Below are 13,607 nucleotides of genomic sequence, written 5' to 3' on the forward strand. Positions count from 1 at the left end.
AAGCGATCATTGCTTTGTTTCAGAACTATAGGAGCGACCACGCCTCAACAAGAAGTCACGTTCAGGTGAGACGGGCCTACGGCGCGGCTTCCAATGGCAGAAACAAAAAGACCGCCGGCGTTTCCGCCGGCGGTCTGACTGAAGCGATCCTGTAGCCTGGTCAGGCGGCCAGGTCGCGCAGGACGTATTGCAGGATGCCGCCGTTCTTGAAGTATTCAAGCTCATCCAGCGTATCGATGCGGCAGAGAAGCGGGACCTCCTTTACCGAACCGTCGGCAAAGGTGATTTTCGCGTTCACGGTTGCGCGCGGCTTGATGGTCTCGAGCCCGTCGATGGTGACGGTCTCATCGCCCTTCAGGCCGAGCTTTGCCCAGCTCGTTCCTTCGTCGGCAAAGACGAATGGGATGACGCCCATGCCAACCAGATTGGAGCGGTGGATACGCTCGTAGCTCTCGGAGATCACGGCGCGGACACCGAGCAGGTTGGTGCCCTTGGCAGCCCAGTCGCGCGAGGAGCCGTTGCCGTATTCGCCACCGGCGAACACCACCAGCGGCACGCCTTCCTTGCGGTATTCCATGGCTGCGTCGTAGATCGACATCTCCTCCTTGGAGGGATAGTGGATCGTGTAGCCGCCTTCGGTGCCGTTTTCGCCCAGCATGTGGTTGCGGATGCGGATGTTGGCGAAAGTGCCGCGCATCATCACCTCATGGTTGCCGCGCCGCGTGCCGTACTGGTTGAAGTCGGCAACGCCCACGCCATTGTCCATCAGGTATTTGCCGGCTGGCGACTGTGCCTTGATGGAACCGGCGGGCGAAATGTGGTCGGTGGTGATCTTGTCGCCGAACAGGCCGAGGATGCGCGCATTCTTGATGTCGCTCACATCGCCGGTCGTCTTCTTCATGCCGACGAAGTAGGGCGGGTTCTGCACATAGGTCGACTTGTCGTCCCATGCATAGGTCTCGCCTTCCGGCACCTGCACGGCCTGCCAGTTCTCGTCGCCGGTGAAGACCTCGGCATACTTCTTCTCGAAGAGATCGCGGGTGACGTTCTTCTGGATGAACTCCTGGATCTCCTGGTTGGAGGGCCAGATGTCCTTCAGATAGACGTCGTTGCCGTCCTTGTCCTGACCGATCGGTTCCTTGGTCAGGTCCTTGGTGACCGAACCGGCGAGCGCATAGGCGACGACCAGCGGCGGAGAGGCCAGGTAGTTGGCCTGCACATCCGGCGAGATGCGGCCTTCGAAGTTGCGGTTGCCGGAGAGAACGCCGGCAGCGATCAGGCCCTTGTCGTTGATGGTCTTGGAGACCGGCGCCGGAAGCGGGCCGGAGTTGCCGATGCAGGTCGTGCAGCCGAAGCCGACGAGGTTGAAGCCTATCTGGTCGAGTTCCTTCTGCAGTCCGGAATTCTCCAGATACTCGGCCACCACCTGCGAACCGGGAGCGAGCGAGGTCTTCACCCAGGGCTTCTGCTTGAGGCCGAGGCGATTGGCGTTGCGGGCCAGCAGGCCGGCGCCGATCAGAACGCTTGGGTTCGAGGTGTTGGTGCAGGAGGTGATGGCGGCAATCGCCACGTCACCATGGCCGAGGTCGTAGTCCTCGCCCTCAACCTGCCAGCGCTGTTCCAGCGTGGACGGGTCCTTCTTGTATTCCTTCTCGAGCGATTCGGCGAAGCCGGACGCGATGTTGTCGAGCGGAATGCGGCCTTCCGGACGTTTCGGGCCGGCCATCGAGGGAACCACGTCGCCAAGGTCGAGCTCGAGCGTGTCGGTGAAGACCGGATGCTCGGTGCCCGTCTCGCGGAACATGCCCTGCGCCTTGCAGTAGGCTTCCACGAGCGCGATGCGCTCTTTCGAGCGGCCGGAGACATTGAGGTAGTTCAGCGTTTCCGAATCGACCGGGAAGAAGCCGCAGGTAGCGCCGTATTCCGGACCCATATTGCCGATGGTGGCGGCGTCGGCCAGCGTCAGATGGTCGAGGCCCTCGCCGAAGAACTCGACGAACTTGCCAACCACGCCCTTCTTGCGCAGCATTTGCACGACGGTGAGCACCAGGTCGGTGGCCGTCACGCCTTCTTTCAGCTTGCCGGTGAGCTTGAAACCGATGACTTCCGGCAGGAGCATGGAGATCGGCTGGCCGAGCATGGCCGCTTCGGCCTCGATGCCGCCAACGCCCCAGCCGAGCACGCCGAGACCGTTGATCATCGTGGTGTGCGAATCGGTGCCGACGCAGGTGTCAGGATAGGCAATCGTCTTGCCGTCCTCGTCCTTCGTCCAGACTGCCTGGCCGAGATATTCGAGGTTCACCTGGTGGCAGATGCCGGTGCCTGGCGGCACGACGCGGAAGTTCTTGAACGCCTTCTGACCCCATTTGAGGAAGCGGTAGCGCTCGCCATTGCGCTGGTATTCCAGCTCCACATTGCGCGCGAAGGCCTTAGGCGTGCCGAACTCGTCGACGATGACCGAGTGGTCGATAACGAGGTCAACCGGAACAAGTGGGTTGATCTTCTGCGGGTCGCCGCCGAGCGACACCATGGCATCGCGCATGGCTGCGAGATCGACCACGGCGGGAACGCCGGTGAAATCCTGCATCAGCACGCGGGCCGGGCGATAGGCGATCTCGTGGCCGGCCGTACCGCGGTCGTCGAGCCATGCCGCGACCGCTTCGATATCGGACTTGGTGACCGAGCGTCCGTCTTCGTTGCGCAGCAGGTTTTCAAGCAGCACCTTCATGGAGAAGGGCAGGCGGGAAATGCCTTCGAGACCGTTTTTCTCGGCCTCCTTGAGGTCGAAATAAACATATTCCGCATCCCCAACCTGGAGGGTGCGACGGCAATTGAAACTGTCAAGTGATTTGGTCACGGGCGATCCTATCCTGTTCTGCTATCCGAAACGGGAACGGACTCCTCGAGGCATCACGCGCAAAAGGTGCGGGTACGGTCATTTCCGCTGTCCGCCCCCAAGCGTCCCGGCCGTTCAAGGCGGCGCGCGCGCGGGTATCGGCACAAAGAGTTACACGCCGACCGCTGGCGTGGTTGAGGCGGATATAGAGAATTTTGTAGAAGAGTTCTAGAGTGAGAAATGGCAAATCTGCCATGTCGTGAAAAATTCAGGACCATATCTTTGCCGAAGGACGACCACATGATGCGGCTTGCTGCCGAGGGGCTTGGCGGTGAGCGCGGCGGCGAGACCGTGTTCTCCGGCATCTCCTTCACGCTTGGTGAAGGCGAGGCGCTGACGGTCACGGGGCCAAATGGCGCAGGCAAATCCACCCTGTTGCGCGTGATCTGCGGCCTTTTGCCAGCCTTTGAGGGCAAGGTGCAGTTTTCCGGTGGAGGGGAGGCGTTTCCGGATGTGGCGTCCGCCTGCCACTATCTCGGCCACCGCAATGCGATGAAAGCAGAGCTCGGTGTGGAGGAGAATTTGCGCTTCTGGCAGGAGTTCATGGGCGAGCCCCATCTGCCGCCGTTCGAGGCGCTGGAGATGGTGGGTCTCGGCGATATCGGCCACCTGCCGTTCGGCTATCTGTCCACGGGGCAGAGACGGCGCGCTTCCATCGCGCGGCTTCTGGTGAGCTATCGGCCCGTCTGGCTGCTCGATGAGCCGACATCCGGCCTCGACAAGGCATCCGAAGCGCAATTCGCCGACCTCATGGGCGTGCATCTGGAGGATGGCGGAATGATCGTGGCCGCCACCCATCTGCCGCTTGGCCTGAAGGGTGCGCGGGAGCTGAGGATGGGGGAGGCTGCGGGTTGACGATGCTGGACGTGCGCTACCTCAAACAGCAACCATCCCGGTTTGCACCATGCTAGCGCTTTTCCGACGCGAGTTGCAGATCGGCGTGCGCACCGGCAACGGGGCGCTGACCGGTGTGCTCTTCTTTCTTGCCGTTGTCGCCGTCATACCTTTCGGCGTCGGGCCGGATTTGAATCTTCTGGCGCGCATCGGCCCGGCAGTTCTCTGGATCGGTGCTCTGCTTGCCGGCCTTCTCGGGCTTGAACGCCTGTTCCAGGCTGATCGTGAGGACGGCTCTCTGGACCTGATGCTTCTGGCCGACAGCCGGCACATGACGGCTATGACCGTGTTTGTAAAATGCTGCGCGCACTGGACAGTAAATGTTCTGCCGCTCGTGGTGGTGACGCCGCTGCTCGGCCTTTTCATGAATATCGAACTTGTGGGCATTCTGGCTGCGACCGCGACGCTGGCCGTCGGCACGCCCGCCATCACCTTCATCGGTGCGGTGGGCGCGGCCCTTGCCGTTGCCCTGCCGCGGGGTGGGCTTCTGGTCTCGGTTCTGGTCCTGCCGCTCACCATCCCGGTTCTGATCTTCGGTGTGGCGGCGGCGCGGGGTGCGGTGGCCGACCCTGATCCGTTTCTGCCGCCCTTCCTCATTCTTGCCGCTCTGATGCTGTTCTTTGCCGTCATCGGGCCGCTGGCCGCTTCCCTTGCACTGCGCTGGGGCGGCGACTGATGTGCGGCAATCGATTCGATTGCGGAACAGGACGCGCAACGCTATGGGTTCAGGCATGACAAACGCCACGCCGCAAGCCTCGACGCTCTCCGGTCGCCTGACGGCGCTCGCCAATCCCACGCGGTTTCTCGCGCTGGCCGACACGCTTGTTCCATGGCTCGGCGGCCTCTCGCTGGCCGTTCTCGCTGCCGGCTTCTACATGGCGTTTGCTGCGCCTGAAGACTACCAGCAGGGAATCACCGTCCGGATCATGTATATTCATGTGCCGTTCGCCTGGCTCGCCATGTTCTGCTACTCGCTTATGGCGGCGTCCGCGCTTGGCACGCTTGTGTGGAAGCATCCGCTTGCCGATGTGGCGCTCAAGTCCGCCGCTCCCATCGGCGCGGCCTTCACCGCGCTGGCGCTGTTCACCGGCTCCGTCTGGGGCAAGCCCATGTGGGGCACGTGGTGGGTCTGGGATGCGCGGCTGACCTCCGTTTTCATCCTGTTCCTGATGTATCTCGGCATCATCGCCCTGACACGGGCGATGGACGATCCCGGCCGTTCGGCGCGGGCCGCGGCAATCCTCACGCTCGTCGGCTTCGTCAACATCCCAATCATCAAGTTCTCGGTGGACTGGTGGAACACGCTGCATCAGCCGGCTTCGGTGTTCCGCCTCGATGGGCCAACGATACACGCCTCGCTCCTGTGGCCGCTGCTCATCTGCGCGCTGGGCTTCACTCTGCTTTTCGTCACGCTGCATCTGATGGCGATGCGCGCGGATATCTGGCGGCGTCGTGTTGTGGCCATGCGCAGGCTTTCGGCGCGGGCGGCGGAAAGGGCGGCCCGATGACCCATGCAGCCTATGTTTTTGCCGCCTATGGAATCTCGGCGCTGGTAATCGCGGGGCTTGGCCTGTGGATCCTGATCGATCAGGCGGGCCGCAAGCGCGAGCTCAAGGAGCTTGAGGAACGCGGTATTCGTCGCCGCTCGGATCGCAAGGCTCAGAAGAAATGAGCGTGACGAGCGACAAACCAGCGCGTTCGCGGCTCGTCCTGTTTTTGCTGCCGCTTCTTCTCTTTCTGGCGCTTTCGGGGGTCTTTCTGGTTCAGTTGATCTCCGGCAAGGACACGTCTGTGGTGCCATCCGCACTGATTGGCCGCCCCGCGCCGCAGACCGATCTTCCACCGCTCGAGGGGATGAGCCTACCCGGTCTGTCATCGGAGGCCTTCAGCGGCCGGGTCACGCTGGTCAATGTCTGGGGTTCCTGGTGCCTGCCATGCCGTCAGGAGCACCCGCTGCTGATGCAGCTCGCCACGGATGAGCGCGTCGTGATTGCGGGGCTCAACTACAAGGACAAGCCGGAAAACGCCCGCCGGTTTCTGGGCGATCTCGGCAACCCCTACGATGCCATCGGTGTCGACCAGAATGGCCGTGCGGCGATCGACTGGGGTGTCTATGGCGTTCCTGAAACCTTTCTCGTCGGACCTGATGGCACGATCCGCTACAAGCATGTGGGGCCGTTCACGCCCGAGAGTATCCGCGAAAGTCTGATGCCCGAGATTGAAAAAGCTCTGGCGGAGCGCCCGGCGGGCTGATTGGCCATGCCATATTCTCTGGCCCAGATAAAATGCTGCACTGCAGCAAAAGTGCCGTGAAACGCATGCTAGGGTTTTCATCCCAACGAACAGGAGGGATGTATGACGACCCATATCAGCGCGCATTTCGAGAAGCAGGCGCAGGCCTGCGATCGCATGGGCTCTTCCTTTACGGCGCAGTTATGCCGTCTCCTGCCCGAAATCCTGGACCGCGAGACCGCCACCGGTGCGCGCGTGCTCGGCTGGCCGGGCGAGGCGGGGGAGGATGCGCTGGCGCTGCGTCTGTGTGGCGGGCTTCACGCGCTTGTGCTTGGCGGTGAGGATGCTGCACTTGCCGGTGTCTATCCACCGCACGCTGCTTCACCCGATGAGCTTCGAAAGGCCGTGAGCGCGGCCATTGCGCGCCATGATGAGCGCCTTTGCGCCAATCTGGACAGCGCACCACAGACCAATGAGATCGGTCGTTCGGCGATGCTTCTGCCGGGCTTTCTCCAGATCGCGCGTGAAACAGGCCTGCCGCTCGACCTTTATGAAATTGGCTCGAGTGCAGGGCTCAACCTTCTGTTCGACCGCTTTCACTACCGCTATGGCGATAGCGCATGGGGCGACCCCGCTTCTCCCGTGAGGCTGGCGCCTGAGACGCGCGGGTCAGCCCCGGACCTGTCGGGGGCACTGGATATCGCCACGCGCCAGGGGAGCGACATCGCGCCCATCGACGTGTCCCGTGATGATCAGCGGTTGCGATTAACCTCCTATGTGTGGGCCGATCAGGAGGCGCGGCTTTCCCGCTTGCGCGCGGCCATGGAACTGGCAAAAGAGACGCCGTTCGCACTGGAAAAGGCGGATGCCGCTGACTTTGTGGAGGCCGCGCTTGCCGCCCGCCGGCCCGATCGGGTCACGGTGCTTTTCCATTCGATCATGTGGCAATACCTTCGCCATGAAACGCGGGCCCGTATAGAGACCGCGCTTGAGGCGGCAGGCCGGGCAGGGGGTCCACCCATCGCATGGCTGCGCATGGAACCCTCGGACACGAATGAGCCATTCGCGCTGGTTTCGCTCACGCTGTGGCCCACCGGAGAGCGCCGCGATCTGGCGCGCTGCGACTTCCATGGCCGCTGGATCGAGTGGTTGCTCTAGATCGCCGTGCGTCCATCCGGACGCACAAAGGACGATTCAGACTATGGATGGAGCATCGGAATAATCCGAAAACCGGGTTCCACCTTTCGGTCCGATGCTCTAGCGCGTTGCGATGGCCGCCGCCGCACCCGCCATCATCGAGGCGCTGGTGCGGTTTGCAATGCGCATGGCGCGCGGGCTTTTGAGCAGTCTTCGTGCCTGCGTGGCGGCAAGCACCCACACGGCATCCACCGCCACCAGCACGAGCACCATGGTGAGTGTCAGTTCAGCCCAGCCGATCAATGTCACCGAGGCGACATCGATGATGGTGGGCAGCAGCGCCAGATAGAACATCATGATTTTCGGATTGCCGAGTGTCACTGCCATGCCGGTGAAGAAGAGACGCAGGCGCGAGCCGGCATTGGGCAGGGCTTCGTCACTTGCTTCCACCGGTGCGGTCCACATCTTCCAGGCCAGATAGAGCAGATAGGCCACGCCTGCATATTTGATCACCACGAACGCCATGTGGAAGGTTTCCGCCACATAGGCGAGGCCTAAAATGGCGAAGGAAAGCCAGATGCCCTCGCCGATCCACATGGCGGCCAGGAATGGCAGCACATCGCGCCAGCCGCGCGTTATGACGCGGGCGACCAGCGCCGCGATGCTGGGGCCGGGAGAGCCGGCAGCGACAAGCAACGCACCGGCAAAGATGATGAGGGCGGAGATATCCATTGTTCTACCTCGCGGAGAGCGCCAGACGCAGGCCGAGCGCGGCAAAGGCTGCCGCAAAGGAGCGCCGCAGCCATTTCATGATGGTCGGGCTCGACAGGACCCTGCCGCGCACGAGCGAAGCCATCTGCCCATAGAGCACGAAGACGACGAAGGTCATCGCCATGAAGATGAAGCCCAGCCACGCCATGTCGAGCGCCGGCAGGGCGCTTTCAGCGGGAATGAACTGGGGCAGGAAAGCGAGAAAGAAGATCGAGAGCTTTGGGTTCAGAATGTTGATCAGGAAGCCGCGGCGGATGATCGCCCGATGCGGGATCGCGCTGCGGTCTGGCTCGGCATTCAGCATGCCGTTCTCCTTCAGCGCGCCCCATGCCATCCAGAGGAGATAGAGCACCCCGGCGAATTTCACGATCTGGAACAGCATCGCGCTGGCATGCAGCAGGGCGGCGATGCCGAGGATCGCGGCTGCGATATGGGGCAGAATGCCGAGCGTGCAGCCGAACGCGGCCGAAACGGATGCCAATCCGCCGCGACCAAGCGCGATGGCCAGTGTGTAGATCACACCAGTGCCAGGAATGAGCACGACGACAAGCGCCGTGAGCAGGAATGCGGGATCCATTGGGGGCTCCTCCACGAGAACGCGGGAGATTAGGGCTCCATGTATGGAAACTGTCAACCCGGATGGCGGGACGTGTCGACGGCTGCGCCTGGCACCCTCGCCCTTCGACGAGCTCAGGGTGAGGGTTACTGAGGACGACCAGTAGGCCCACTATTGACCAGTAGGCTCATTATTGAAATGTCGAGGTGACAGAGCGGTGGGCGGTTGATCCTCGCGGACGATACACCTTTCGAGCCACCGCCACGCCCCGGTAACCCTCACCCTGGGCTTGTCGAAGGGCGAGGGTGCCAGGCAACAACGTCAATGTCGCTCTCAAGAAGTCCAGTATCGCAACGCCAAAGAAGGTTACGCAGCCGCATTCTCATCCGTTTTGAGCCCGCAAGACAAGTGCGGGCTCATCTGGAAGTAAACCTCAAGCCGCGCCGGCGCGGCTTTTCTCGAAGCGCTTGCGCTCGTGCGGGTCGAGATAGAGTTTGCGCAGGCGGATCGACTTCGGCGTCACTTCCACCAGCTCGTCTTCCTGGATCCAGGAAAGCGCGCGCTCCAGCGTCATGCGGATCGGCGGGGTCAGCTTCACCGCCTCGTCCTTGCCGGCGGCGCGGATGTTGGTGAGCTTCTTGCCTTTCAGCACGTTCACTTCCAGATCGTTGTCACGGGAGTGAATGCCGATGATCATGCCGTGATAGACTTTTACGCCTGCGTCGATCACCATCGGGCCGCGATCTTCCAGGTTGAACAGGGCGTAGGCCGCTGCCTCACCGTCATCGTTGGAGATCAGAACACCATTCACGCGGCCGCCGATCTCGCCCTTGTAGGGCTGATAATCGTGGAACAGCCGGTTCATGATGGCCGTGCCGCGCGTGTCGGTCAAAAGCTCCGACTGATAGCCGATCAGGCCGCGCGTGGGCGCGTGGAAGACGAGGCGCTGGCGGTCGCCGCCGGAGGGGCGCAGCTCGATCATCTCGGCCTTGCGCTCCGACATCTTTTGCACGACGACGCCGGAATGCTCCTCGTCCACGTCGATGACCACTTCCTCGATGGGCTCGAGAAGCTGGCCGCTTTCGTCCTTCTGCATCACCACGCGGGGGCGCGATACGGCGAGCTCGAAGCCCTCGCGGCGCATGGTTTCGATGAGAACGGCGAGCTGGAGTTCGCCACGGCCTGAGACATAGAAGGAATCCTTGTCGTCGGCTTCCTCGATCTTCAGCGCCACATTGCCCTCGGCTTCCTTCAGGAGGCGGTCGCGGATCACGCGGCTCGTCACCTTGTCGCCCTCGGTGCCGGCGAGCGGCGAGTCGTTGACGATAAAGCTCATGGTCACGGTTGGCGGGTCGATCGGCTGGGCTTCCATCGGCTGGCTGACCGACGGATCGCAGAACGTGTCGGCAACGGTTCCCTTGGAGAGACCTGCAATGGCGACGATGTCGCCGGCATGGGCCTCCTCGATGGGCTGGCGCTCAAGGCCGCGGAAGGCGAGGATCTTGGAGATGCGGCCGTTTTCCAGAAGCGTGCCGTCGTGATGCAGCACCTTCACGGCCTGGTTCGGCTTGATGGATCCGGCCGCGATACGGCCCGTGATGATGCGGCCGAGGAAGGGGTTGGCTTCCAGAATGGTGCCGATCATGCGGAAGGGGCCGGGCTCGGTGGTCGGCTCGGGCACATGCTTGAGCACCAGGTCGAACAGCGGGGCGAGACCCTGATCCTTGGGACCTTCGGGCTCGTAGTTCATCCAGCCGTCGCGGCCCGAGCCGTAGAGGATCGGAAAGTCGAGCTGCTCGTCAGTGGCGTCGAGCGCGGCGAAGAGGTCGAACACCTCGTTGATCACCTCGTCGGCACGCGCGTCCGGACGGTCGATCTTGTTGATGGCGACGATCGGTTTCAGGCCGACTTTAAGCGCCTTACCCACGACGAACTTGGTCTGCGGCATCGGGCCTTCGGCCGCGTCCACCAGAAGCACGGCGCCATCCACCATGGAGAGGATGCGCTCCACCTCGCCGCCGAAATCGGCGTGGCCGGGCGTGTCGACAATGTTGATGCGGGTGTCCTTCCATTCCACCGAGGTGGCCTTGGCAAGAATGGTGATGCCGCGTTCTTTTTCGAGGTCGTTGGAGTCCATGGCCCGCTCTGCGACACGCTGGTTGTCGCGGAAGGCGCCGGACTGCTTCATAAGCTCGTCGACGAGTGTCGTTTTCCCATGGTCAACGTGGGCGATGATCGCAATATTGCGCAGTTTCATGTGTGCTCTTTTGGGGTCGGTAGGCGCGCGAAAGGCATGGCGCGGCCAGTTGCGTTGCCGCGCTCATACAGGTTTTTTCGCAATTGCGAAAGTGTGCAGTGCCCTTCATGCCGCGGGCGGCCGCAAGATCAGCCCCAGCTTGCGCCCTTGAGCGCGTTGAGCGGAAACTTGAGATAGCGCTTGCCATTGGCCTCCGGCGCGGGGAGCTGCCCGGCGTTCATGTTCACCTGCAGTGCGTGCAGGATGAGTTTAGGCATCGGCAGGGTCCTGTCGCGCGCTTCGCGGACGGCGACGAAATCGGCTTCCGTTTCGCATTTCGACATATGACTGTTTGTCGCCTTCTGTTCGGCGACGGTGCTTTCAAAACGCGGTTCACGCCCGCCCGGCTGATAATCGTGGCCGACGAAGATGCGGGTCTCGTCCGGCAGGCTGAGAATGTCCTGGATGGATTTCCAGAGCCGTTCGGCGCTGCCGCCGGGAAAGTCGCAGCGAGCCGTGCCGGAATCGGGCATGAAGAGCGTGTCGTGAACGAAGGCGGCATCGCCGATCACATAGGTGATCGAGGCCAGCGTATGCCCGGGCGAGAACATGACCCTTGCCGGCAGCGAGCCGATGGTGAAGGTGTCGCCGTCGGCAAAAAGCCTGTCCCACTGCAAGCCATCCGCTTTGAATTCGGGCCAGTTGTAGATTGTTTTCCAGAGCTTCTGGACCTCTACGACCTTTTCGCCGATGGCGATGGGTCTGCCGGTTTTCTCTTTCAGATAGCTTGCGGCGGAAAAGTGGTCGGCATGGGGGTGCGTGTCGAGAATCCACTCCAGCTCCAGGCCCTTATCTGCAACGAAGGCAAGGAGCCTGTCGGCATTCTGCGTCGACGTGCTGCCCGATTTCTCGTCGAAATCCAGCACCGGGTCGATAATGGCGCATTTTCCGGTTGCCGGGTCGGCAACGACATACTGCGCGGAGAAGGTGCGCTGGTCGAAGAAGACGGTCACATCCGGACGTGCGGTGGTGGCCTTCGCCGCTGCACCGGCTCCCCGGGGCGTGTATGTCTGATCCATCGTGCTCTCCGTGAGTGCGTGCGATACAGATTAGTTAATGCCGGTGAGGGGAAGATGCAATTTCTCAAACTGCGACCAATTGGGCATGGCATTCCAATAAATTGGTAGTTTGAGCCAACTGTTGGCTTAATCTTTCGGAAGCGCGCAAAAAAACCGGGACCAGAGGCCCCGGTTTGCTGATCTGCGCGGTCCGTCAGGCAGAGCGCACGGGATCGAGCGTCACTTTGTAGAGTTCGCTGTCGTCGCGGTCCATGAGCCGCACGGTCATCTGTTCCGTGGTGGCGTCGATGTCGACAAGACCGAAGAACTGGAAGCCGGCCGAAGGCGGCAGGTTGGCACCCTGTTCCTCGCTGGGGACCTTCACATATTTGAGCTCGGGTCCGAACGTCCCGTCGAGCCTGTTGGGCCCGAACGTGCCGGCGTGAAGCGGGCCGGACACGAACTCCCAGAACGGTTTGAAGTCCTGGAAGGCGGCCTTGTCGGGATTGTAATAGTGCGCGGCCGTGTAGTGCACGTCGGCGGTGAACCAGACCGTGTTTTCAATGCCCGCATTCTTGATGTAGCGCAGGAGATCGGCGATCTCGAACTCACGGCCTTTCGGGCCTGCATTGTCGCCATTGGCGATCGCCTCGATCCTGTCGCCATCCGGCACCACCAAGCCGATCGGCATGTCGGCGGCAATGACCTTCCAGGTGGCGCGGGAGTTTGCGAGCTCGCGTTTCAGCCAGCGGATCTGCTCGTCGCCGAGGAAGCGGGTTTCCTCGCCGGCGGCTTCCTGGAGGCCTTCCGAATTGGCGGCACGGTAGGAGCGCATGTCGAGGAAGAAGACATCGAGCATCGGACCGTAGGCGATCTTGCGGTAGACCCGGCCCGGCTCTGCCGGGGTATAGCGGATCGGCGTCATCTCGTGGAAAGCGCGCGCCGCACGCGCCTGCAGCAGCGCCACCGACTTTTCGGTGTAGCGATCGTCTTCCGAAAGATCCTTGGAGGCCGACCAGTTGTTGACCACTTCATGGTCATCCCACTGGAAGAATGTCGGGCAGACGGCGTTCAGTGCGCGCACGTGATCGTCCATCATGTTGTATTTCCACTGGCCGCGGAACTCATCCAGCGTTTCGGCAACCTTGCGCTTTTCGTCGATCAGGACGGTGTTTTTCCAGACGCTGCTGTCCTTGAGCGTAACCTCATCTTCCATCGGGCCATCGGCATAGATGGTATCGCCCGAGTGGAGGAAGAAATCCGGGCGGTGCTTCGCCATGGTGGCATAGGTCTTCATGCCGGTCTCGTCGATGCCCCAGCCCTGACCGGCCGTATCGCCGGACCAGGCAAAGCGGATGTCACGGCGGGCAGACGGAGCCGTCCGGAACTGTCCGATAATGGGCTCGGAACCAGCCGAGACGTCGCTCAGATCCACGGCCCTCATGCGATAGAAAATGTCCTGGTCCGAGGCGAGGTTTTCGAGCAGCCGCTTGACGGTGAAGTCGCTCTCCGGCAGCGCGTCCATGGTGGGCAGCCGCACGGGGTTGGCGAAGCTCTCGGTGGTCGAGATCTCGAACTCGATCCGCGCCGGCCGGTCCGTGCGGGTCCAGATCATGCCGCTCGTCGTGTCGACATCGCCGGACTGGACGCCGTGCGTGAACACGGGGCGCGAAGAAGCCCGCGAGATGGCGGGCATGGCAAGCCCGCCCACGGCGGTGGCGAGTGCGGTTGCGCCGGTTCCTAGCAGGAATTTGCGGCGGGTACTCACTGCGAAGGACTTCATGACAGTCTCCCTCAATCTGGTTGATTCTCGGGAGGCAATCTGGT

The 13,607-nt window shown here is 62.2% G+C and carries 12 protein-coding genes; 6 read left to right on the forward strand and 6 right to left on the reverse strand.

The features are described 5' to 3' along the window. Positions 1-160 precede the first annotated feature (160 nt). Positions 161-2,857 carry an aconitate hydratase AcnA gene (acnA, locus tag AC07E3_RS07605; RefSeq protein WP_336071021.1) on the reverse strand — a complete coding sequence of 899 codons (2,697 nt, stop codon included), beginning with the start codon at positions 2,855-2,857 and terminating at the stop codon, positions 161-163. 282 nt (positions 2,858-3,139) lie between these two features. On the opposite strand from acnA, the gene ccmA reads away from it, so the two are divergent. From ccmA to AC07E3_RS07635, 6 genes are all read left to right on the forward strand, one after another. Beyond that, on the forward strand, positions 3,140-3,751 hold the full coding sequence (ccmA, locus tag AC07E3_RS07610; protein ID WP_478361112.1) for a heme ABC exporter ATP-binding protein CcmA: 612 nt from the start codon (positions 3,140-3,142) through the stop codon (positions 3,749-3,751). 49 nt (positions 3,752-3,800) lie between these two features. Beyond that, entirely contained in the window at positions 3,801-4,466 is a 666-nt protein-coding gene (gene ccmB, locus AC07E3_RS07615; protein WP_478360990.1) for a heme exporter protein CcmB, read from the forward strand. 43 nt (positions 4,467-4,509) lie between these two features. Then, complete coding sequence (locus tag AC07E3_RS07620; RefSeq protein WP_418793146.1) at positions 4,510-5,298, forward strand: heme ABC transporter permease; 789 nt, start codon at positions 4,510-4,512, stop codon at positions 5,296-5,298. After that, positions 5,295-5,462, forward strand: a complete 168-nt coding sequence (gene ccmD, locus AC07E3_RS07625; RefSeq protein WP_336071027.1) for a heme exporter protein CcmD — start codon at positions 5,295-5,297, stop codon at positions 5,460-5,462. Before AC07E3_RS07620 ends, ccmD begins: the two co-directional genes overlap by 4 nt. Then, entirely contained in the window at positions 5,459-6,043 is a 585-nt protein-coding gene (locus tag AC07E3_RS07630) for a DsbE family thiol:disulfide interchange protein (protein WP_478360993.1), read from the forward strand. Before ccmD ends, AC07E3_RS07630 begins: the two co-directional genes overlap by 4 nt. 102 nt (positions 6,044-6,145) lie before the next feature. Next, on the forward strand, positions 6,146-7,180 hold the full coding sequence (locus AC07E3_RS07635; RefSeq protein ID WP_478360995.1) for a DUF2332 domain-containing protein: 1,035 nt from the start codon (positions 6,146-6,148) through the stop codon (positions 7,178-7,180). Between the two features lie 99 nt (positions 7,181-7,279). Here AC07E3_RS07635 and AC07E3_RS07640 read toward each other — a convergent pair whose 3' ends face one another. From AC07E3_RS07640 to AC07E3_RS07660, 5 genes are all read right to left on the reverse strand, one after another. Beyond that, entirely contained in the window at positions 7,280-7,891 is a 612-nt protein-coding gene (locus AC07E3_RS07640) for a LysE family translocator (RefSeq protein WP_478360997.1), read from the reverse strand. Between the two features lie 4 nt (positions 7,892-7,895). Then, a complete protein-coding gene (locus AC07E3_RS07645; protein WP_336071034.1) occupies positions 7,896-8,507 on the reverse strand; it encodes a LysE family translocator in 612 nt (203 codons plus the stop codon). A gap of 412 nt (positions 8,508-8,919) precedes the next feature. Beyond that, entirely contained in the window at positions 8,920-10,743 is a 1,824-nt protein-coding gene (gene typA / locus AC07E3_RS07650; protein WP_322340216.1) for a translational GTPase TypA, read from the reverse strand. A 128-nt stretch (positions 10,744-10,871) separates the two neighbouring features. After that, complete coding sequence (locus AC07E3_RS07655; protein WP_478361000.1) at positions 10,872-11,801, reverse strand: MBL fold metallo-hydrolase; 930 nt, start codon at positions 11,799-11,801, stop codon at positions 10,872-10,874. Positions 11,802-11,994: 193 nt separating this feature from the next. After that, positions 11,995-13,563: an alkaline phosphatase D family protein gene (locus AC07E3_RS07660; protein ID WP_478361002.1), complete on the reverse strand. Its 1,569-nt coding sequence runs from the start codon at positions 13,561-13,563 to the stop codon at positions 11,995-11,997. Positions 13,564-13,607 lie beyond the last annotated feature (44 nt).

This window comes from Nitratireductor lacus, assembly GCF_056431025.1.